Below are 20,504 nucleotides of genomic sequence, written 5' to 3'. Positions count from 1 at the left end.
ACATGTCGCTGATCCTTTCCCGCCGCGACCTGAACTTCCTTCTGTACGAATGGCTGAAGGTTCAGGCGCTCACCGAGATACCGCGCTACGCCGACCATTCGCGCGAGACGTTCGACGCCGCGCTCGATACGTGCGAGAAGATCGCCACCGATCTCTTCGCCACGCACAGCAAGAAGAGCGATCAGCAGGAGCCGCACTTCGACGGCGAGCGGGTGCATGTCATTCCCGAAGTGAAGACGGCGCTCACCGCCTTCTGCGAAGCGGGGTTGATGGCTGCGGGACAGGACTACGACCTGGGCGGCATGCAGTTGCCGGCGGTCGTCGAGAAGGCGGGCTTCGCGTACTTCATCGCCGCGAACATCGGCACGGCGGCGTTTCCGTTCCTCACCATCGGCAACGCGAACCTGCTGCTCGCGCACGGGACGCCGAAGCAGATCGACACTTTCGTGCGGCCCGAAATGCAGGGGCGCTTTTTCGGCACGATGTGTCTGTCGGAGCCGCAGGCGGGCTCGTCGTTGTCGGATATCACGACGCGCGCCGAGTACGAGGACGAATCGCCGCTCGGGGCGCAGTATCGGCTGCGCGGCAACAAGATGTGGATTTCGGGCGGCGAGCATGAACTGTCCGAGAACATCGTTCATCTGGTGCTCGCGAAGATTCCCGGCCCGGACGGCAAGCTGATTCCAGGCGTGAAGGGCATCTCGCTCTTCATCGTGCCCAAGTATCTCGTGCAGGAAGACGGCTCGCTCGGGGAACGAAACGACGTCGTGCTCGCCGGTCTCAATCACAAGATGGGTTATCGCGGCGTGACCAACTGCCTGCTCAACTTCGGCGAAGGCGTGCAGCATCTTCCGCTCGGCAGGGCAGGCGCGGTGGGCTATCTCGTCGGCGAGGCGGGGCAGGGGCTGGCGTCCATGTTTCACATGATGAATGAAGCGCGCATCGGCGTCGGGCTGGGCGCAGCGGCGCTCGGCTATACCGGCTATCTGCACGCGCTCGACTATGCACGCAACCGTCCGCAGGGACGCTCGACGGGCCGTGCGGGCAAGGACCCGGCGAGCCCGCAGGTGAAGCTCGTCGAGCACGCCGACGTGCGCCGCATGCTGCTCGCGCAGAAGAGCTACGCGGAGGGCGGTCTCGCGCTGAACCTGTACTGCGCGAAGCTCGTGGATGAAGCGCGCGCCGCGCAAGCCGCCGACGACGCACAGAAGCACGAACGCCTGACGCTGCTGCTCGATATCCTGACGCCGATTGCAAAAAGCTGGCCGTCGCAATGGTGCCTCGAAGCCAACAACCTCGCGATTCAGGTGCACGGCGGCTACGGCTACACGCGCGAGTACAACGTCGAGCAGTTCTATCGCGACAACCGCCTCAACGCGATTCACGAAGGCACGCACGGCATTCAGGGGCTGGACCTGCTCGGCCGCAAGGTGACGATGCAGGACGGCGCGGCGCTTCGGCTGCTCGCCGACCGGATGCATGCAAGCGCGGCGCGCGCATCGGCGACGGGCGATGCTGCGCTCGTCAGGCACGCAGCTTCGTTCGACGAATCGGTGACGCGCCTCGTGCACGTCCCGCGCATGCTCTGGACGGCGGGCGATCCATCGGTCACGCTCGCGAACGCGTCGCTGTATCTGGAGGCGTTCGGTCACGTGACGGTCGCGTGGATCTGGCTCGAACAGGCGCTGGCCGCCTGCGCGGGACTCGCCGCCGCCCGCACTGATGACGACGCGGCGTTCTATCGCGGCAAGCTCGCCGCCGCTGATTACTTCTTCCGATGGGAACTGCCGCGCGTCGGACCGCAATTCGATCTGCTGGTATCGCTGGATCGCACGACGCTCGACATGCAGGACGCGTGGTTCTAGGGCACGGCATGCGTACCGTACAACAACTGTTCGACCTGAGAGACAAGACCGCGCTCGTCACAGGCGGCTCACGCGGGCTCGGCCTGCAAATCGCCGAGGCATTGGGCGAGCAGGGCGCGCGCATCGTGCTGTCCGCGCGCAAGCCGGATGAACTCGATGCCGCCGCGAAGCATCTGCGCTCGAGTGGCGTCGATGTGCACTGGATCGCGGCGGACGGCGCGCGGGAAGACGAAATCGCCCGCCTCGCCGACGATGCGCTCGCCTCGCTCGGCCGCATCGACATTCTGGTGAACAACGCGGGCGCTACGTGGGGCGCACCCGCTGAGGACTATCCGCTCGCGGCGTGGGACAAGGTGATGAACCTGAACATTCGCGGGCTGTTCATGCTGACGCAGCGCATCGGCAAGCTGTCGATGATTCCGCGCCGCTATGGACGCGTCATCAACGTGGCGTCGATTGCGGGGCTCGCGGGCAACGCGCCCGGCACGATGGACACGATCGCCTACAACACGTCGAAAGGCGCGGTCGTGAATTTCACGCGCACGCTCGCGGGCGAGTGGGGCAAGCACGGCATTACCGTGAATGCGCTCGCGCCGGGCTTCTTTCCTTCGAAGATGACGCAAGGCTCGCTAGACCGGATGGGCGTCGAGCAGATGTGTGCAGGCATTCCGCTTCACCGTCTGGGCGACGACGAAGACCTGAAGGGCGCGGCTGTTCTCTTCGCCAGCGATGCGGGCAAGCATATTACCGGGCAGGTGCTTGCCGTGGATGGCGGCGTTAGCGCGGTGTAGGTTCCTCTGCGGGATTGAGGCCGCGTGCGGGAGCGGTCCATTCGTCGAGCGAACTAATCAATGCTCGCCCGCGACACAAGAAGCGCACAAACGACAAAGGGTTACAGGCTTGCACCTGTAACCCTTTGAATTCTTTGGTAGGCCGTGCGGGATTCGAACCTGCGACCAACGGATTAAAAGTCCGCTGCTCTACCAGCTGAGCTAACGACCCGAAAGAGGCGAAATTATAAGCGGCGATTTCGATTACTGTCAACCGAATCTGACCGCGACACGCTGAAGAAAAACGCCCGCGGCATGCGTGCCCGCAGGCGTTCTTCATCGAGAGGCGCGGAACGGGAACACTCCCGAAGCTCCGCTTACTTCACCTGCGACATCTTGCTTTGCGCAGTCTGCGCGACTTCAGTGCCCGAATACTGCGAGATGATCTGTTGAAGCGTCTGCTTCGCAGCCGATTTCTGGCCCTGCTCGATCTGGTTGTTCGCGATTGCAAGCAACGCTTCGGGTGCTCGCGGATGCGTCGGGTACGTCTTCACCAGATTCTGCCAGATCGCGGTCGATCCCTTGTAGTCGCGCTGCGCATACAACGCATTGCCGAGCCAGTACTGCGCGGTCGGCTGATACGGGCTTTGCGGGTACTTCGCGACGAACGCCTTGAACGACGCCGCCGCGCTCTTGTAGTCGCCGTTACGGAACTCCGTCGACGCCGCGTTGAACGCTTCCGTCTCGCCAGGCTGCACTGAACCCGTCACGCCGTCGATGGTCTGCTGCTGCGGCTCGAACTTCTTCAAGCGCGTATCGAGATCGGCGTAATAGTCCTTTTGCTGCTTCTGCAGCGTGGCCACCTCGTTCGCCAGATCCTCGTTCTGGCCGCGAACCGTCGCGAGCTGCTGATTCAGCTGATCGAGGCGGTTCTGTTGATCGAGGATCGTGCGCTGCGCGGCCTGCAACTGATTGGCGAGGCCATCGGTCTTGGTGCGCAGATCGAGCACGGCTTTACGCGCTTCGTTGTCGTCGAAGACGCCAGCGTGCGCGGGCACGCTCAAGAGCGCCGAACCGGCTACACACGCGGCTGCGGCAGCGCGCAGCAAGGGAATGCGATACAACATAGGGCGACTCACCCGTGACTGGTTACGTTAGTTCGATTACTGCTGGTACACGAGATCCGCACGACGGTTCTGCGCGTACGACGAGTCGTCGTGACCCGTCGCCATCGGCTTTTCCTTGCCAAGGCTCACGGCTTCCATCTGCGAATCGGCCACGCCCATCAGCGACATGGCGCGACGCACGGCTTCCGCACGCTTCTGGCCGAGCGCGAGGTTGTACTCGCTCGTGCCGCGTTCGTCGGTGTTGCCCTGGATCAGGACGTGCCGCTCCGGATGGCTCTTCAGGTACGACGAGTGTTGTTGCAGCAGCGGCTGATAGTCGTCCTTCACGGCATAGCTGTCGAAGTCGAAATAGATGCTGCGCTTGGCGAGCGGGCTGTTCGGATCGTTCAGCGGGTCGATGTTGACTTGCTTCACGTCCGTCGGGTTGGGCTGCGTGCCCACCGCACCCTTGTTTGCGCCTTCGTCGAGCTTCACGCCCGAGTGACACGCGGCCAATGCGCCGACCATTGCAACTGCCAGGCCGATACGGAGTTTCGACATCATGGTACCTCTCCTTGTGTTGTAGCTGAACGTTGTAGGTGAAACGTATTGCTGGACTTATTGCATGAACGGACCCCAGGACGGCTCGCGCACCGCACCGCCCTGTACGGACAAGACTTGCCGCGTGCGAGCATCGGTCGACACGGCTGCCAACACGCCACGTCCGTTCACTTGGGTGGCGTAGAGGATGTACTGACCATTCGCCGCGAAGCTCGGCGATTCGTCATGCGTCGTGTCGGTCAGCCCCGTTGCCGTGCCGGACGCGAGGTCCTGCAGATACAGCTTGAAGCCGCCGCCCGTGCGCGAAATGTACGCGAGTTGCTTGCCGTCCGGGCTCACGCGCGGGCTCGTGTTGTAGCTGCCCGTGAACGTGACCCGCTGGGCCGCGCCGGCAGATTCCCCCGCCGCCGGCATTTTGTAGATCTGCGGTTGGCCGCCGCGATCGCTCGTGAAGTAGATGGAGTTGCCATCGGGCGAGAAGGACGGCTCGGTATCGATGGAACTGCCTTGTGTCAGACGGCGCAGGCCGGTGCCGTCCGCGTTGACTTCGAATATCTGCGTATTGCCCGTGCGCGACAGCGCGACCGCGAGCTTGCGGCCGTCAGGCGACCACGCCGGCGCACTGTTGTTGCCCTTTTGGTTCGACACGACGATACGCCGTCCCGTCGGCAGATCGTGAATGTAGACGACCGGCTTCTTCTTCTCGAACGACACGTACGCGACCTTCGTGCCGTCCGGAGACCACGCAGGCGAAATGATCGGCTCGGGGCTGGAGAGCGCGATCTTCGCGTCCTGCCCGTCCGAATCCGAAATCTGCAACTGATAGCGCCCGCCCGTCTGGATGACGTACGACAGGCGCGTGGCGAACACGCCCCGGCCGCCGAGCAGCTTGGCGTAGATGTAATCCGCGATCTTATGCGCGCTCATGCGCAGGCCGCTTTCCGCGCTGACGAGCGAGAGGCCGCCGAGATTCTGCTGCTTCACCGTGTCATAGAGGCGAAAGCGCACTTCGTACTGGCCGTTCGACAGGCGCGTGACGCTGCCCGACACGAACGCGTCCGCGCCTTTGGCCTTCCATGCGCCGAGATCGACGGAATCGGTTTCCGAAACCGGCGTGCTGCCCGCGTCGATGTTCGTAAACTTGCCGCTGCGCTGCAAGTCCTGGCGAATGATCGCGCTGACCTGCTGCGGCGAGTTCGCCTCATTGGCGAAATTGGCCGTTGCAATCGGGAACTGCGTCGAGCCGACGCCGGTGACGAGCACGTTCAACTGGGCGTGTGCGGCAGTGCCGGCTGCGATCAGGCAGGATGCGACCAGCGTTCTCAGGCCAAGCTTCGTCATCAAACTCATGCTGTTTAGGTTCCGAAAAAAGCGTTTTCAAGTGTCTGGGGAATGCAGAACAGACCCCCGGTTGCACGATTCGTTCCCATGGGAAAGCGTCCCGCGCGCCGGCCCGGTCAGCTTCCCGCCGGGCGCAACGTGATGGTGAAATGATCGGGCGCCTTGCCGTCGACATCGACGGGCATCGGGTCCGAACGCTGCACTGCGCGAAGCGCCGCCTGATCCCATTGTTCATTGCCGCTCGACCGGCTGATGTTCGCCGAGAGCAGCGTGCCCGACGGCGAACAGCGCACGGAGACAACCGTTTCGAGCCCTGCGGTTTCACCCGCCCAGACGATGTTCGGGCGCACGCGCCGCTGCACCTTCTCGGCATAGCCCGGCGACGTCGCGTTACCGCCCGCGCCCCGGCCCGTGCCGCTCTTCGCGAGCCCTTCGCCGCTCGAACTCGTGCCGCCGCCCAACTGACCTTGCAGCGCCGCGAGACGCGCCCGGCGCTCGGCGTCGACCTTCGCTTTCGCTTCCGCGTCGGCCTTCGCCTTGGCTTGCGCCTTCGCTTTGGCTTCGGCGTCGGCCTTCGCGCGGGCTTCCTTCTGCGCCTGCTGCTGTTCGGCCTTCTGCGCCTCGGCTTGCTGCTGGCGTTCCTTTTCTTGCTGTGCCTTCTCTTGCTGTGCCTTCGCCTGCTGTTGCTGCTGCTTCTGCAGTTCGACCTGACGCTGCTTCTCGATCTGCTTTTGCTTGTCCTGCATCGCCTTCTGCGTCACGGCAGCCGCTGCCGCCTGCGCGGCGAGCTGCTGCTGACGCTTGGCCTCGGCTTCCTGCTGCGCCTGTTGCTGCTCACGACGCTGCTCCGCAAGCTGCGCCTCACGCGCGGCGGCTTCCTGCTGCTTGCGCTTCTTTTCCTGCAACGCGATGTCCGCTTGCTCGTCCTTCGCGGGCGGCGGCGCGGGCTGCGCCTTCGCGGGAACGGGCGGCGGGGGAGCGGGGCGCGGCGTCGGCGCGGACATGTCGGGGATATCGGTCCAGATTTCCGCTTCAGCGCCGGCTGGCGTGTTGTTCTGCCAGTTGATGCCGTGATAGAGCAGCCAGCCAAGCAGCAGATGCATGACGGCCGCGAGCGCGAACGCCTTGCCCGTGCCGCGCTCGCGCGGCGGGCGGATAGGCCGCGCAGAGCGTGCGCGCGCCTGCTGGGGCTGGCCGGTGCGACGATCGATCATTGCGATTTGACGAGCAATCCAACGCGCTTCACGCCGCGCGCCTTCATATCGGACATCACGTTCATGACGACTTCATACTTCACCGTCTTGTCCGCCGCGATGACGACGGGTTGATCCGGGTGCGACTCCTGACGGTTGAGCACGAACGCGTTGAGGTCGTCCTTGGTCATTCGCTGCTCTTGCGTCGCGCCGCCGTCTTCCTTGTAGCGCACGTTCATGCTGCCGTCCGCCTTGATATTGATGACGAGCGGCGGCTGCTGTTCCTGCGGCTGCGCGTTGCCGACGGTCGGCAGATTGATGATCGAGGGCGACACGAGCGGCGCGGTCACCATGAAGATGACGAGCAGCACGAGCATCACGTCGATATACGGCACGACGTTGATGTCGGCCATCGCGCGGCGCGAGCTGCCGCGCATGCTGGAACGGATCGGGCCTGCCATCGCGGACTCCTGTTAGTGCGCCTGACGCTGCAAGATGTTCGAGAACTCTTCGATGAAAGTCTCGAAGCGGATTGCCAGACGGTCGATGTCATGCGCGTAGCGGTTGTACGCGACCACGGCGGGAATGGCGGCGAAGAGGCCGATCGCGGTGGCGACGAGCGCCTCGGCGATGCCCGGCGCGACGTTCGCGAGCGTCGCCTGCTGCACGTTGGCGAGACCGCGGAAGGAATTCATGATGCCCCACACGGTGCCGAACAGACCGATATACGGACTCACCGAGCCGACCGACGCGAGAAACGCGAGGTTCGCTTCGAGCACGTCCATCTCGCGCTGAAACGCGGCGCGCATCGCGCGGCGCGACCCGTCGAGAATCGCGCTCGGATCGCTGATGCGGCGCTCCTTGGCCTTCAGGAATTCACGCATTCCCGATTCGAAGATACGTTCGAGCGCGCCGATGGTGTGACGGTTGTTCGCCGCGCTCTGATAAAGCGCCTGAAGGTCGCCGCCGGACCAGAAGTCGCGTTCGAAACGCTCCGTCTGCGCCCGTGCGCGGCGAATGGCGAACCACTTGCGGAAGATGAAGGTCCACGACAGAAGCGACAGAACCAGCAGCAGCGCCATCACGGCCTGAGCGAGCAGGCTTGCATGGATGACGAGAGATACGATCGACAGGTCTTGTGTATTGTTCATAAAGGTCGCTGTTACTTCCCGGAAAAGGGCGTCCGGTCGGGAGCGTCAGGCTTTCGTGAATGAGATGTGAACGGAACGAAAGCCGCGCTCGGGCCGGCTCTTTCTCGATTGTCTTGCTGTGCTAATCACGGCTCGCGTCCGCCATGCGGTGCAATGCGTTCGCCGGCTGGCTGCGTCGCATGAGGGCCGCGTCTGAGTCCGTCGAGAACGGCTGCCGGGATGCCCGCCGGACGAATCGACGCGCGATCCACCGACGCCACGCGAATCTCGCCGCTCGCAAGCAGCACGCCGTCGCGCCACGCTTCCTGATGAAAGTCCACCGACGCGCGCCCGAGCCGCTCGATACGGCTGACGACGCGAATCATGTCGTCGAGGCGCGCCGGTGCCGAATAATCGACGGACGTCCTCTTCACGACGAACACGATGCCGTCCGCTTCCGCGAGGCGCTGCTGGTCGATGCCGCACGCGCGCAGCCATTCGGTACGCGCACGCTCGAAGAACTTCAGGTAGTTCGCGTAAAAAACGATGCCGCCGGCGTCGGTGTCCTCGTAATACACGCGAATCGGCCACTCGAAAATCGACGGATTGCTCACCTGCGCGCCGCCCCGCGTGGCGACGGCCTTCTCAGACCGCTGTGGCTCGCTTTTTGACAGATATTCATCCGCGGCATTTTACCGGAACCCGTTAAGTGCTCGCCAAATCCTCAGGCAGTTTGCCGTTCAGCCGCGGTGAATTTGCAACGGTCCGAACGTCTGCGCGACCGGCATCAGTTCGATTGCGTTGATGTTCACGTGTGCCGGACGCGTGGCGATCCAGTAGATCGCGTCCGCGATGTCCTCCGGCGTGAGCGGCTGCACGTCCTTGTAGACGGACGCGGCCTTGTCGTCGTCGCCCTTGAAGCGCACGTTCGAGAACTCGGTTCCGCCGCACAGACCCGGCTCGATATCGGTGACGCGCAGCGCGGTGCCCGCGAGATCGGCCCGCAGATTCAGGCTGAACTGCCGCACGAACGCCTTGGTCGCGCCGTACACGTTGCCGCCGGGATACGGGTACGTGGCCGCCACCGAGCCGAGATTGAACACATGACCGCGATTGCGCTCGACCATGCCCGGCAGAATCGCGTGCGTGACCGCCACGAGGCCGGTGCAATTGGTCTCGATCATGTTCTTCCAGTCGTCGAAGTTCGCGCGCTGCGCGGGCTCGAGACCGAGCGCGAGGCCGGCGTTGTTCACGAGCACGTCGATCTGCGCGAAGTCATCGGGAAGCGAGGCGATGGCGCTTCTCACGGCGCTTTCGTCGCGCACGTCGATCTCGACGGGCAACAGCGCGTCGCCGAGTTCCTTCGACAGCGCGTCGAGGCGCTCCTTGCGACGCGCCGCCGCGACCACGCGATGGCCGCCCTGGACGAAAGTGCGCGCGATGGCGGCGCCGAAGCCGGCGGACGCGCCGGTGACGAAGACGATCATGGTCGAGCTCCGATTGCAGAAAAGCGATAGGCAGAACCGGGCGGCGTACGGGCACGCATCCGGCAACGGCGCAAAGGGTACTTCCATCAATGCGACACGGCAAGTAACGAAAGGCGCGAACGACCGTGCTTCGAGTCGCACGGATACGCCGCCGGATGGGCTCGCGCACAAGCCCGGAGGCCGGTTGCCTAAAGCCCGGTCGCCCATTAAACTACAACGCTCAAACCCCGCGTGACTGGCGATAGGATCTTCGGATTCAAGGTGGAACGACCCACTAGGAAGCGCGGAGCGTCGTTTTGCCGTTCGCCTGGGCAGCTGAGATCCGCGCGCCGTCGCTGCGTTGCCGGTGGCTGTCCGTTCCGCGAAACCGGAGTCTTCCCTCATCCGTCGCGTCTGGACTTCATCGGTGTCCAGCCTTTCGTGCGCCCGCGCGATCCGGTCAACCTGTTTTGATCTCACGGAAAACGTATGTTCGACAGAGCCGAAAGTACCCTTGCCAAAGTCGATCCCGAATTGCTCAAGGCCATCGAGCAGGAAAACCGCCGACAGGAAGAGCACATCGAGCTGATCGCCTCGGAAAACTACACTTCGCCCGCCGTCATGGCCGCGCAGGGTTCGCAACTCACGAACAAATACGCTGAAGGTTATCCGGGCAAACGCTATTACGGCGGCTGCGAATACGTGGATATCGTCGAGCAGCTCGCCATCGACCGCGTGAAGGAACTCTTCGGCGCAGAGGCCGCGAACGTCCAGCCGAACTCCGGTTCGCAGGCGAACCAGGGCGTGTTCTTCGCCGTCCTGAAGCCGGGTGACACGATCATGGGCATGAGCCTCGCGGAAGGCGGCCACCTGACGCACGGCTCGCCCGTGAACATGTCGGGCAAGTGGTTCAACGTCGTGAGCTACGGGCTGAACGAAGCGGAAGACATCGATTACGAAAAGACCGAGGCGCTCGCCAAGGAACACAAGCCGAAGCTGATCGTCGCGGGCGCGTCGGCGTTCGCGCTGCGCATCGACTTCGAGCGCCTCTCGCAGATTGCGAAGAGTGTTGGCGCTTACTTCATGGTCGACATGGCGCATTACGCGGGTCTCGTCGCCGCGGGCGTCTATCCGAATCCGGTGCCGCACGCGGATTTCGTCACCACGACCACGCACAAAAGCCTGCGCGGCCCGCGCGGCGGCGTCATCCTGATGAAGGCGGAATTCGAGAAGCAGATCAATTCGGCTATTTTCCCCGGCATTCAGGGCGGCCCGCTGATGCACGTGATCGCCGCCAAGGCCGTCGCGTTCAAGGAAGCCCTCGCGCCCGAGTTCAAGACGTATCAGCAAGCCGTGATCGACAACGCTCGCGTGCTGGCCGAAACGCTCGTCAAGCGCGGACTGCGCATCGTGTCGGGCCGCACAGAAAGCCACGTGATGCTGGTCGATCTGCGCGCGAAGAAAATCACGGGCAAGGCGGCGGAAGCTGCGCTGGGCGCCGCGCATATCACGGTGAACAAGAACGCGATCCCGAACGATCCCGAAAAGCCCTTCGTCACGAGCGGCGTGCGTCTCGGTTCGCCCGCCATGACCACGCGCGGCTTCGGCGTGAAGGAAGCTGAAATTGTCGGCAACCTGATCGCGGACGTGCTCGACAATCCGGAAGATCAGGCGACCATCGAGCGCGTGCGCGCGCAAGTGGCCGAGCTGACCCAGCGTTTCCCCGTCTACCGTTAATCCTTCAGCCAAGTCCCGAGACACGCCCCGATGCGCTGCCCGTTCTGCCGACACGAAGACACTCAGGTCGTCGATTCCCGCGTGTCGGAGGACGGCGCGGCCATCCGGCGGCGGCGGCGCTGTCCCGCGTGCGACAAGCGTTTCACCACGTACGAGCGCGTCGAGCTTGCGCTGCCGTCCGTCGTCAAGAAAGACGGCAGCCGCACCGAGTTCGACCGTCGCAAGATCGTGGCGAGCATGAAGCTCGCGCTGCGCAAGCGCCCGGTCGCAGCCGATGCCATCGACGCAGCTGTTGCGCGCATCGAATATCAACTGCTCGGCAGCGGCGAGCGCGAAGTGCGAAGCGAGCGTCTCGGCGAGCTCGTGATGAACGAACTGCGCCAGCTCGACACCATCGCCTACGTGCGGTTCGCTTCGGTCTACAAACGCTTTGAAGACGTCTCCGAGTTCGAAGACGTGCTCGAAGAATTCCGTCGCTCCGCGCCGAAGAAGTCCGCTTCCCGTAAGCGTTGATTTTTCACGCATTCATCCTCCGCAAGCCCCTTCTTACTTTCCCGCGCCTAGTCTGCCGGCCGAAAAGTCGCCTGAACACTAGGCCGTTCGGCTAATGGCGGCGCGCGTCGCTTCCCGATAGATTCGGCGTTCGTCAATTCGAATCGTTCAGGGATGCAGATGAAACGCGCTTGCGTATCCGGCTTCACGCTGGTCGAACTTTGCGTCGTGCTCGCCGTCATGGCGATCATCGCCACTTTCTCCGCGCCGTCGTTCTTTGCGTGGCAGATGCGCGATCAGGTCGATGCGCGGGCGCGCTCGCTCTTCTCGACGCTTTCGCTCGCTCGCGCCGAGGCGCTGCGGCGCGGCGCGCGCGTCACGTTGTGCCGGGTCGACGCCGCCCGCCACTGCCTTGTCTCGGGCAAAGCCTGCGAGGGAGGCATCACGGACTGGTCGTGCGGCTGGGCGCTCTTCGTCGATCGCGACGGCGTACCCGCGCTGCTGCGCGTGGAACCGGCCATCTCTTCCATTGCAATCTCAGGCGCGGCCACCGATCTCTCGTTCACGCCGCCGTCGGGGCAAGTGATCGGCGGTTTTCGCAGCTTCGACTTCGCCCCGCGCGGGGCGGATTCGGCTGCGCATAGCGAAGCGCGGCGTTGCATCCGCATCGCGGCGGGCGGCCGGCCACGCATCACGCACGGCGGCTGCGGAGCATCGGCATGAAGACGACGCAAACGGGCGATTCGCTGATCGAAGTGATGATCGCGCTCGCGCTCGCGGCGGTCACGGCGCTCGGGGTCGTGGCGGTCCAAAGCGCGCTCGCGCGGGGCGAACGGCTCGCGTTGCTGCGCGAGCGGGCGACGCTCATCGCCGATTCGGTCGCCGAAGGTATCCGCAGCGACGCGGATCGCGCGGCGGTCCTGTCGCACTGGCAGGCGACGGCCTCCTCGACGCTGCCCGATGGCGATGTCGCCGTGCTGGATCGCGCGGACGGCGTGCGCGTCGCGACGGTGAGCTGGCATGCCGACGACCGCGCCGATCCGTGCCCGGAGCCGCAAGCGCACCCGCTCGCGTCGTGCATTTCCGTGGCGTTCGCGCGATGACGCCGCGTTCGTTTCCGGCGCGGGGGCACACGCTGCTCGAACTCGCGATTGCGCTTGCGCTCGGCATGCTGATCGTCCTGGCCATGCTGTCGCTGTATCGCGGACAGCGCGCCGCGTTCGACCGCGCCACCGACGCCGCCCGCATGCACGAGGCTGGCGTGTCCGCGCTCGACCTCATCGCGCAGCACATTCAGATGGCGGGCTTCGGCACGACGCGCGCCGATGCCGCGCTATTCGGCTGCTCACAGGCACGCGTGGTCGGCGCGGACACCGCCGCTTCGTGCGAATCGCTGCCGAGCCGGTCCGACGGCGTGCAGGTGCGCTATGCAGCCGATGCCGTTTCGACCTGGCCGACATCGGCGGGCGCGCCGACGGATTGCATCGGCCAGTCGGTCGCGGATGCTTTCGTCGGCAACCGCTTCTATGCAAAGGCCAGTGCGTCAACGGGCGAGCCGGAACTCTACTGCGAAGGCGGCGGCAAGCAGGCGCAGCCGCTGGTCGAAGGCATCGAGCGCATCCAACTCGTGTACTGGCTCGCGGGCGCGTCGAGCGCGGTCGATGCGTCCGCCATCCCGCGCGGACGATGGCCCGATGTCCACGCCGCCGACCTGTGCGTGCTCGTGCGCGGCTTCGCGGTCGCGAGACAGCGTCGGACGAGCTATCGGGATTGCACGGGCGCGTTCGCCGTCGCGGACGATGCGCGCATGCATCAGGCGTTCTGGCGTCGCATCGAGATCCGCAATGCGGCTTCGGCTAACCAGGGAGGAGGAGCATGAAGCGCCGCGCGCTGTCTCGCGGCATGGCGCTGCCTATCGTCCTGCTGCTCGCCGCAATCATGCTCGTCACGGCGAGCGCATGGCTGCAAACATCGCTCGTGGCCGCCCGCACGACCGTCGCGGCGCGCGAACGCGTTCAGGCGTTTCATGCGGCGGACAGCGCCCTCATTCGCTGCAGCCGCATGCTGTCGACGGCGTTGCCCGCGACCGGGCCGGCGGATCAGGAGCCGGCGCGCTGGCGGCTGAAGGCGTCGTTCGAAGGCGCGTCGGCGCTTGCAGTCGCGCCGTACGCGTCATGGCCGTACGCGGTCCGTGCGCCGCAGTGCTTGATCGAGACGTGGCCGCGTTCCGGTCAGCCGGTGACGTCGTATCTGGTCACGGCGCGCGGCTTCGGCGCGACGTCGCAGACGGAGGCGTGGCTGCAACTGCAGATCGATTCGGCGAACGGCAAGCTCACGCAACAGTGGCGCCGCGTCGCCGCGAAACCATTCTGAGGAGGACAAAGGATGAGTCTTGTAAAAACTCGGGCGGGCTTCAGCCTGCTAGAACTGATGATCGCGCTGGGCGTCGCGGCGATTATCGCGACCTTCGCCATGCCGGCGTATCAGTCGCATGTCGCGAAGGCGCATCGGCTCGATGCGGCCGCCGCGTTGTTCAAGGCGGTGCAATTCGTCGAAAGCGCGCGACTGTTTCAGACGGGAACGGGCGCCGTCGCGCTGAGCGCGGGGATCGATCAGGCGCCGCCAAATGGCGCACCGGTTTATCGGCTCGCGCTGTTGCCGGAGTCCGCGACCAACGGCGGCTACACGATCGAAGCCGCGCCGGTGTCGCCCGGCCCGATGCAGGACGACGCATGCGGCGTGTTCGTCATCGATGCTACCGGCTCGCGCTCGAATCGGCTGACGGATGGCGCAGCGCCGCTCGACGCCGCGATATCGGCGGCGTGCTGGGCGGGGAAGGGATGATGCGCCTAGAAAACGGTCGGATCGACGGCGTCCGTGGACGTCTCGACGCTCGTCGCCTTCATCTGTTGCCAGATGCGCCAGCCTTCCCATGCGGCGAGCCCGAGGCCGCCCCATTTGATGAGCGGCTTCGCGCCGCGCAGCAGCCGGGTTCGCACGGGCTTTGTCAAAAGGAGCGAAGCGAGCGATCCGACCACCGGATATTGCTTGAACAGGAAACTGAACTTGCCCGCGCCGCCTCGGCCGAGCAGCGAATCCATCACGCCGGCGATGGTGCCTCTCGTTGACGTAGGCCGGAGGCCGCGCCGCGCGGGACGGCTCCCCGGCACGAGCATGCTGCCGATGAGCGGCAGATGCGCGACGGAATCGCGCAACTCCTGGGTCGCTTGCCGCAGTTCCATGCGCTCGACATCCGCGCGCGCGAGCAACAATTCCTTGCGCAGCGTGCGCATCCGTGGCGTACGAAGCTGCTGCTGAACTTCTTGCTTGGCTGCGCTGGAGGTGGCGTCGTTATGGCTCATGATCGAACAGGCAAATGGGTGTCGCGTGGAGAGGAGAACCAGGTCCAACGTCGCCGCTCGGCGACGCTCAATTGAACATGTCGCGGTCCTTGCGGAACTGGTCGAGCGTGTCGTCGAACAGATGCGGCGCATCGCGCAATTTGCCGCGCGCGCGCAGGCCGCACGCAATCGCGATCACCGCGTACAGCAGCGTGATGCCGCCGAGCGCCTCCCAACGATACGTATCCCAAAAGAATATGGCGATCAGCACCGTCAGCGAGATGAGCGCCATCATGGCGAGCAGCATCGCAGCGAGCCCGAGAAAGAGCACGCCGATGAGCCTGACCTTTTCTTCCTGCAACTCGATGCCGATCAGTTCCAGCCGGGTCTCGAAGATGGCGAAGGCGGAACTCACAATGCGGCGCAAGGGTCCGGGGGACGTATCGCGCGGTAGCCGTTCTGTCGTCATGGTTTGGGTGCGAGAGCGCGTTGGGTGCCGCTTGATGGTTTCCCGGCCGATGCACGAAGCAAGGGGCCGGCGCGAAAGTCGAGCCGCACGCCCGGTCAGAGCGCCCGCGATTCGATTTGATTCGGGCCCGAAGGACCGCGTCGTTACGGCTTTAGCAAACCTCGGGCCATTGCGGCGAAAAATGCTGCCCGCAGGACGGGCAGCACGGAAGATCTACCTGCGGTTGATGAGCAAGCCGATGACCATGCCGATGCCGGCCGCGATGCCAATGGACGCCCACGGATGTTCGTGGACGTAATCGTCGGTGGCACGCGCCGCTTTGCGCCCGCGCTCGACCACCACGACTTGCGCGTCGGCGGCTTTTTCCTTGGCTTGTTTCAGGCGCGACATGGCGCTTTCGCGCAGCTCGGAAGCGCGCTCGCCCGTGGCGGCAGCGGCTTGCTTGAGCAGGTCTTCGGCGTCAGCGAGAACGGTTTTGATATCCGACATGAATCGCTCCTTATTGGTATCTGACATGGAAAGCTCCATCGGTGGGGCTACGGGCATCGTAACCAAAGATGCCATCGCTGACGAGGAGGCTTTACTGCAGCGGCACAGGAACGCAGATTCCATTCCAGTCGGTTCCTGCCATGACGCTGCGAGCGGGCGGCGTGTGTTGGACGCCGGCCCACGTCCAGAATGGAGACGATCTGGCCCGTAAAAGTTTCAGCCGCGCATCTAAAGTTACAAAAGGGCTGCGGGCTGTTCGTCAAAGAGAAAGGCCGGTCGTGGTGAGACCGGCCTTGTCGTGGATCACGGCATGCGCTTCAGAAAAACGCCTGAATGCCCGTTTGCGCCCGTCCGAGAATCAGCGCGTGGATGTCGTGCGTGCCTTCGTACGTGTTGACGACTTCGAGGTTGACGAGATGGCGCGCCACGCCGAATTCATCCGAGATGCCGTTGCCGCCGAGCATGTCGCGCGCAAGCCGGGCGATGTCGAGCGCCTTGCCGCACGAGTTGCGCTTCATGATCGACGTGATCTCGACGGCCGCCGTGCCTTCGTCTTTCATGCGGCCGAGGCGCAGCACGCCTTGCAGCCCGAGCGTGATTTCCGTCTGCATGTCGGCGAGCTTCTTCTGGATCAGCTGATTCGCAGCAAGCGGCCGACCGAACTGCTTGCGATCGAGCGTGTATTGCCGCGCCATATGCCAGCAGGCTTCCGCCGCGCCGAGCGCGCCCCACGAAATGCCGTAGCGCGCCGAATTCAGGCAGGTGAACGGTCCCTTGAGCCCGCGCACGTTCGGCAGCAGGTTTTCCTCCGGCACGAAGACTTCGTCCATCACGATTTCGCCGGTGATCGACGCGCGCAGTCCGACCTTGCCGTGGATCGCGGGCGCGGAGAGTCCCTTCCAGCCTTTCTCCAGAATGAAGCCGCGAATTTCGTCGCGGCCGTCGTCTTCCAGCTTCGCCCACACGACGAACACGTCCGCGATCGGCGAGTTCGAAATCCACATCTTCGCGCCCGACAGCGAATAGCCGTCCTGCACTTTCTTCGCGCGCGTCGTCATGCTGGCCGGGTCCGAGCCAGCGTTCGGCTCGGTCAGCCCAAAACAGCCGATCCACTCGCCGCGCGCCAGCTTCGGCAGGTACTTTTCTTTTTGCGCGTCACTGCCAAAAACGTGAATCGGCACCATGACGAGCGACGATTGCACCGACATCATCGACCGGTAGCCGGAGTCCACGCGCTCCACTTCCCGCGCGATCAGGCCGTAGCTCACGTAGTTCAGGCCCGGTCCGCCGTACTGCTCCGGAATGGTCGGCCCGAGCAGGCCGAGTTCGCCCATTTCGCGGAAGATGGCCGGGTCGGTCTTTTCCTCGCGAAACGCCTGCATCACGCGCGGCTGCAGCTTGTCCTGCGCGTAGGCGCGCGCCGCGTCGCGCACCATGCGTTCTTCTTCCGTCAATTGCTGATCCAGCAGCAGCGGATCTTCCCAGTTGAAGCGTGCGGCGTCGGCCATCGCGTTCTCCTTGATTCGTGGAATGCGCCATCGCGCGGCGCTTGACGTTGGTTCCGCTGTGCGAAACAATGTTCTGAAAATGAACTCTCAGTTTAGCAGTCGATGCAAGCTAATTCCAACACCACCGCTGCCGCAAGAACGCCGCCCGAGGCCATCGACGAGCGCCGGTTCGTCGTCGCGCTCGCTCGCGGTCTGGATATGTTGCGCGCGTTTCGGCCCGGCGACACGCTGCTCGCCAATCGCGATTTCGTCGAGCGGACCGGCTTGCCGAAAGCGACGGTCAATCGCCTCGCCTACACGCTCGCGACGCTCGGCTATCTGCGCTTCGACGAAGCCGCCGGCAAGTACGCGCTCGACACCGGCGTGCTCTCGCTCGGCTTCGCGCTGCTCGCGGGCGCCGACACGCTCGAACTCGCGCGGCCGCACATGCGATCGCTGGCGCGGGAAATCGGCGCGGCCGTGTCGCTCGGCTGCCGCGACGGGCTCGACATGATCTATCTGGAAACCATCCGCAGCGAGACCGCGCTGACGCTCGGGCTTGCGCCCGGTTCGCGCCTCTCGATGCTCACGAGCTCGATGGGCCGCGCGTATCTCGCGGTGCAGGAACCGGCGGCGCGCGCGGCGCTATTGGAAGCGTTGGGAAAAGCGGAAGGCGCGGCGCGCGTCGAAGCGGCCGAGCGCGCCATCGGGGATTACGTCCGCGATGGTTGCTGCTACTCGTTTCGAGAATGGCACGACGACGTCAACGCGATCGCCGCGCCGTTTCGCGACGAGCGCAATGGCCGCTGGCTCGTGCTGAGCAGCAGCGGCCCGGCCTCGTCGATGGACGAGGCATATTTCCGCGACATCATCGGCCCGAAGCTGCGGGCGCTGGCCGCGCGGCTCGCGTGATGTGAGCGTTCAGAGCAGCGTCCGGACGTGCCAAAGCTCCGGAAACAGGACGACATCGAGCATCTTGCGCAAATACGACGCGCCCGCCGTGCCGCCCGTGCCCTGCTTGAAGCCGATGATCCGCTTGACCGTCGTGACATGGCGAAAGCGCCACTGGCGGAACGCGTCTTCCAGATCGACGAGTTCTTCCGCCATTTCGTACAGCGCCCAGTGCTTCGACGGCTCGCGGTACACCGCGAGCCACGCGGCTTCGACGGACGCGTCGTGCGTGGTCGGCTGCGTCCAGTCGCGTTCGAGGCGCGCGGGATCTATCTCGAAGCCGCGTCGCGCGAGCAGGCGAATTACTTCGTCGTAGAAGGAGGGCGCTTCGAGCGTCGCGCGCACCTGATCGGAAATGTGCGGCCGATGCGAGTGCGGCTTCAGCATCCGCGCGTTCTTGTTGCCGAGCATGAACTCGATTTGCCGATACTGATGCGACTGAAACCCCGACGATGCGCCCAGATACGGACGCATTGCGGTGTACTCGGAGGGCGTCATCGTCGCGAGCACGTTCCACGCTTGCACGAGCTGCTCGAAAATGCGCGACACGCGCGCGAGCATCTTGAACGCGGGCGGCAACTCGTCGCGATGCACCGCCCCGAGCGCCGCGCGCAATTCGTAGAGCGCGAGCTTCATCCAGAGCTCGCTCGTCTGATGCTGCACGATGAACAGCATCTCGTTGTGATCCGGCGAAAGCGGATGCTGCGCGGTGAGAATCGAATCGAGGCCGAGGTAGTCGCCGTAGCTCATCGATTCGGAGAAATCGAGTTGCGCGTCGTGCCAGCCTTCTTTCTCTTGCGCCGCCGTGCCGTGGCCGAACGGACAACCTTTGGTTTCGCTCATGATGTCAGTCCTCAAGTCACCGACGCGCGTTCGGCGAATTCGGGCGCGCGCCAGCTTTCGGTCGCGAGCACGTCACGCAGCACTTCGACGGCGTCCCACACATCGGCGAAGCGCGTATAGAGCGGCGTGAAGCCGAAGCGCAGAATGCCCGGCTCGCGATAGTCGCCGATCACGCCGCGCGCAATCAGCGCCTGCATCACTTCGTAACCGTGCGGATGCCTGAAGCTGACCTGCGAGCCGCGCTGTGCGTGCTCACGCGGCGTCTCCAGCGTGAGCGGGAAGTCGCTGCAACGCGCTTCGACGAGCGCGATGAACGCATCGCCGAGCGCGAGCGACTTGCGCCGCAGCGTCTGCATGTCGGTTTGCAGGAAGACATCGAGTCCGCATTCGACGAGCGCCATCGAAACCATCGGCTGGGTGCCGCACAGAAACCGGCCGATGCCGTCGTCCGGGCGATACACCGGGTCCATCTCGAACGGTTTCTTGTGGCCCCACCAGCCGGAAAGCGGCTGCGAGAACGCGTTCTGGTGACGCTTCGGCACCCACACGAACCCGGGCGATCCCGGCCCGCCGTTCAGATACTTATAGGTGCAGCCGACCGCGTAGTCCGCGCCGGCGCCGTTCAGATCGACGGGCACCGCGCCCGCCGAATGCGCGAGATCCCAGACGGCCAGCGCGCCCACGCGATGAATCGTCTCCGTCACCGCAGCCATGTCGTGCATGGCGCCGGTGCGGTAGTTGACGTGCGTGATCATCGCGATGGCGGTGTGCTCGTCGATGGCGGCGGGCAATTCGGCGGCATCGTCGACGAGCCGCAGTTCATAGCCGCGATCCAGCTGCTCGATCAACCCCTGCGCGATGTACAGATCGCTCGGAAAGTTCGAACGTTCGGAGACGATCACGCGGCGCTTCGGATCGCGCTCGTTCGCAAGCTTCAACGCGGCGGAGAGCACCTTGAAGAGATTCGCGGAAATCGTGTCGGTCACGACGACTTCGTCCTCCGCCGCGCCGATCAGCGAACTCAGCTTGTTGCCGAGGCGCTTGGGCAGCGTGAACCAGCCCGCCGTGTTCCAGCTTCGGATCAGCCCTTCGCCCCATTCGGCGCCGATCACGCTTGCGGCGCGGGCGGCGGCGGCCTTCGGCGGCACGCCGAGCGAATTGCCGTCGAGGTAAATGACGCCATCGGCGAGGGCGAACTGGTCGCGCAGGCGGGCGAGCGGGTCGTCGCGGTCGAGGGCGGCGGCATCGTCACGAGTTTTCATC

At 64.6% G+C, this 20,504-nt stretch carries 24 protein-coding genes, 1 tRNA gene and 1 riboswitch; of the genes, 10 read left to right on the top strand and 15 right to left on the bottom strand.

What is annotated here, in order from left to right; translation table 11 throughout:
* Window positions 1–2 precede the first annotated feature (2 nt).
* Both GV035_RS21260 and GV035_RS21255 read left to right on the top strand, forming a co-directional pair.
* Window positions 3–1,865 carry an acyl-CoA dehydrogenase gene (locus tag GV035_RS21260; RefSeq protein ID WP_159836923.1) on the top strand — a complete coding sequence of 621 codons (1,863 nt, stop codon included), beginning with the start codon at window positions 3–5 and terminating at the stop codon, window positions 1,863–1,865.
* A gap of 8 nt (window positions 1,866–1,873) precedes the next feature.
* Window positions 1,874–2,656, top strand: a complete 783-nt coding sequence (locus GV035_RS21255; protein WP_159836922.1) for an SDR family oxidoreductase — start codon at window positions 1,874–1,876, stop codon at window positions 2,654–2,656.
* Window positions 2,657–2,791: 135 nt separating this feature from the next.
* On the opposite strand, the gene GV035_RS21250 is transcribed toward GV035_RS21255, so the two are convergent.
* From GV035_RS21250 to GV035_RS21210, 9 genes are all read right to left on the bottom strand, one after another.
* Window positions 2,792–2,867, bottom strand: a tRNA-Lys gene (locus GV035_RS21250).
* A gap of 145 nt (window positions 2,868–3,012) precedes the next feature.
* On the bottom strand, window positions 3,013–3,762 hold the full coding sequence (gene ybgF / locus GV035_RS21245) for a tol-pal system protein YbgF (RefSeq protein ID WP_159836921.1): 750 nt from the start codon (window positions 3,760–3,762) through the stop codon (window positions 3,013–3,015).
* A 36-nt stretch (window positions 3,763–3,798) separates the two neighbouring features.
* Complete coding sequence (gene pal, locus GV035_RS21240; protein ID WP_159836920.1) at window positions 3,799–4,305, bottom strand: peptidoglycan-associated lipoprotein Pal; 507 nt, start codon at window positions 4,303–4,305, stop codon at window positions 3,799–3,801.
* A gap of 54 nt (window positions 4,306–4,359) precedes the next feature.
* Window positions 4,360–5,652 (bottom strand): Tol-Pal system beta propeller repeat protein TolB, encoded by a 1,293-nt coding sequence (tolB, locus tag GV035_RS21235; protein ID WP_159836919.1) that lies wholly within the window; start codon window positions 5,650–5,652, stop codon window positions 4,360–4,362.
* A 107-nt stretch (window positions 5,653–5,759) separates the two neighbouring features.
* Window positions 5,760–6,857: a cell envelope integrity protein TolA gene (tolA, locus tag GV035_RS21230; RefSeq protein ID WP_159836918.1), complete on the bottom strand. Its 1,098-nt coding sequence runs from the start codon at window positions 6,855–6,857 to the stop codon at window positions 5,760–5,762.
* Complete coding sequence (tolR, locus tag GV035_RS21225; RefSeq protein ID WP_159836917.1) at window positions 6,854–7,297, bottom strand: protein TolR; 444 nt, start codon at window positions 7,295–7,297, stop codon at window positions 6,854–6,856. The genes tolA and tolR overlap by 4 nt, the downstream gene beginning before the upstream one ends.
* A gap of 12 nt (window positions 7,298–7,309) precedes the next feature.
* Window positions 7,310–7,987: a protein TolQ gene (tolQ, locus tag GV035_RS21220; protein WP_159836916.1), complete on the bottom strand. Its 678-nt coding sequence runs from the start codon at window positions 7,985–7,987 to the stop codon at window positions 7,310–7,312.
* A gap of 125 nt (window positions 7,988–8,112) precedes the next feature.
* Window positions 8,113–8,580, bottom strand: a complete 468-nt coding sequence (gene ybgC, locus GV035_RS21215; RefSeq protein ID WP_159836915.1) for a tol-pal system-associated acyl-CoA thioesterase — start codon at window positions 8,578–8,580, stop codon at window positions 8,113–8,115.
* A gap of 126 nt (window positions 8,581–8,706) precedes the next feature.
* A complete protein-coding gene (locus GV035_RS21210; protein WP_159836914.1) occupies window positions 8,707–9,453 on the bottom strand; it encodes an SDR family NAD(P)-dependent oxidoreductase in 747 nt (248 codons plus the stop codon).
* Window positions 9,454–9,674: 221 nt separating this feature from the next.
* Window positions 9,675–9,773: riboswitch (ZMP/ZTP riboswitch) on the top strand.
* A 148-nt stretch (window positions 9,774–9,921) separates the two neighbouring features.
* Here GV035_RS21210 and glyA point away from each other — a divergent pair.
* From glyA to GV035_RS21175, 7 genes are all read left to right on the top strand, one after another.
* Entirely contained in the window at window positions 9,922–11,169 is a 1,248-nt protein-coding gene (glyA, locus tag GV035_RS21205; RefSeq protein WP_159836913.1) for a serine hydroxymethyltransferase, read from the top strand.
* Between the two features lie 30 nt (window positions 11,170–11,199).
* Window positions 11,200–11,682: a transcriptional regulator NrdR gene (nrdR, locus tag GV035_RS21200; RefSeq protein ID WP_159836912.1), complete on the top strand. Its 483-nt coding sequence runs from the start codon at window positions 11,200–11,202 to the stop codon at window positions 11,680–11,682.
* Between the two features lie 153 nt (window positions 11,683–11,835).
* Window positions 11,836–12,384 carry a GspH/FimT family pseudopilin gene (locus tag GV035_RS21195; protein WP_159836911.1) on the top strand — a complete coding sequence of 183 codons (549 nt, stop codon included), beginning with the start codon at window positions 11,836–11,838 and terminating at the stop codon, window positions 12,382–12,384.
* A complete protein-coding gene (locus tag GV035_RS21190) occupies window positions 12,381–12,764 on the top strand; it encodes a type IV pilus modification PilV family protein (protein WP_159836910.1) in 384 nt (127 codons plus the stop codon). The genes GV035_RS21195 and GV035_RS21190 overlap by 4 nt, the downstream gene beginning before the upstream one ends.
* Window positions 12,761–13,540, top strand: coding sequence for a PilW family protein (locus tag GV035_RS21185; RefSeq protein WP_159836909.1), 780 nt, complete (start codon window positions 12,761–12,763; stop codon window positions 13,538–13,540). The genes GV035_RS21190 and GV035_RS21185 overlap by 4 nt, the downstream gene beginning before the upstream one ends.
* A complete protein-coding gene (locus GV035_RS21180) occupies window positions 13,537–14,034 on the top strand; it encodes a pilus assembly PilX family protein (protein WP_159836908.1) in 498 nt (165 codons plus the stop codon). Before GV035_RS21185 ends, GV035_RS21180 begins: the two co-directional genes overlap by 4 nt.
* Window positions 14,035–14,046: 12 nt before the next feature.
* Window positions 14,047–14,505, top strand: a complete 459-nt coding sequence (locus tag GV035_RS21175; protein ID WP_159836907.1) for a type IV pilin protein — start codon at window positions 14,047–14,049, stop codon at window positions 14,503–14,505.
* 5 nt (window positions 14,506–14,510) lie between these two features.
* On the opposite strand, the gene GV035_RS21170 is transcribed toward GV035_RS21175, so the two are convergent.
* The 4 genes from GV035_RS21170 to GV035_RS21155 form a co-directional block, all read right to left on the bottom strand.
* Window positions 14,511–15,023 carry a DUF3318 domain-containing protein gene (locus tag GV035_RS21170; RefSeq protein WP_159836906.1) on the bottom strand — a complete coding sequence of 171 codons (513 nt, stop codon included), beginning with the start codon at window positions 15,021–15,023 and terminating at the stop codon, window positions 14,511–14,513.
* Window positions 15,024–15,090: 67 nt separating this feature from the next.
* Complete coding sequence (locus tag GV035_RS21165) at window positions 15,091–15,471, bottom strand: phage holin family protein (RefSeq protein ID WP_159836905.1); 381 nt, start codon at window positions 15,469–15,471, stop codon at window positions 15,091–15,093.
* Window positions 15,472–15,684: 213 nt separating this feature from the next.
* Entirely contained in the window at window positions 15,685–15,987 is a 303-nt protein-coding gene (locus GV035_RS21160) for a DUF883 family protein (RefSeq protein ID WP_159836904.1), read from the bottom strand.
* A gap of 290 nt (window positions 15,988–16,277) precedes the next feature.
* On the bottom strand, window positions 16,278–17,468 hold the full coding sequence (locus tag GV035_RS21155; protein WP_159836903.1) for an acyl-CoA dehydrogenase: 1,191 nt from the start codon (window positions 17,466–17,468) through the stop codon (window positions 16,278–16,280).
* Between the two features lie 102 nt (window positions 17,469–17,570).
* On the opposite strand from GV035_RS21155, the gene GV035_RS21150 reads away from it, so the two are divergent.
* Entirely contained in the window at window positions 17,571–18,359 is a 789-nt protein-coding gene (locus tag GV035_RS21150; protein ID WP_159836902.1) for an IclR family transcriptional regulator, read from the top strand.
* Window positions 18,360–18,368: 9 nt separating this feature from the next.
* Here the strand turns inward: GV035_RS21150 and kynA are convergent, their stop codons facing one another.
* Both kynA and kynU read right to left on the bottom strand, forming a co-directional pair.
* Entirely contained in the window at window positions 18,369–19,241 is an 873-nt protein-coding gene (kynA, locus tag GV035_RS21145; RefSeq protein WP_159836901.1) for a tryptophan 2,3-dioxygenase, read from the bottom strand.
* Between the two features lie 11 nt (window positions 19,242–19,252).
* Entirely contained in the window at window positions 19,253–20,503 is a 1,251-nt protein-coding gene (gene kynU / locus GV035_RS21140) for a kynureninase (RefSeq protein ID WP_159836900.1), read from the bottom strand.
* Between the last annotated feature and the right edge of the window lies 1 nt (window position 20,504).

The organism is Burkholderia sp. 8Y, assembly GCF_902506145.1.
In the GTDB taxonomy this organism is placed as follows: Bacteria; Pseudomonadota; Gammaproteobacteria; order Burkholderiales; family Burkholderiaceae; genus Caballeronia.
The sequence above is the reverse complement of the archived record's forward strand: the minus strand, read 5'-3'. Positions and strand labels throughout refer to the sequence as shown.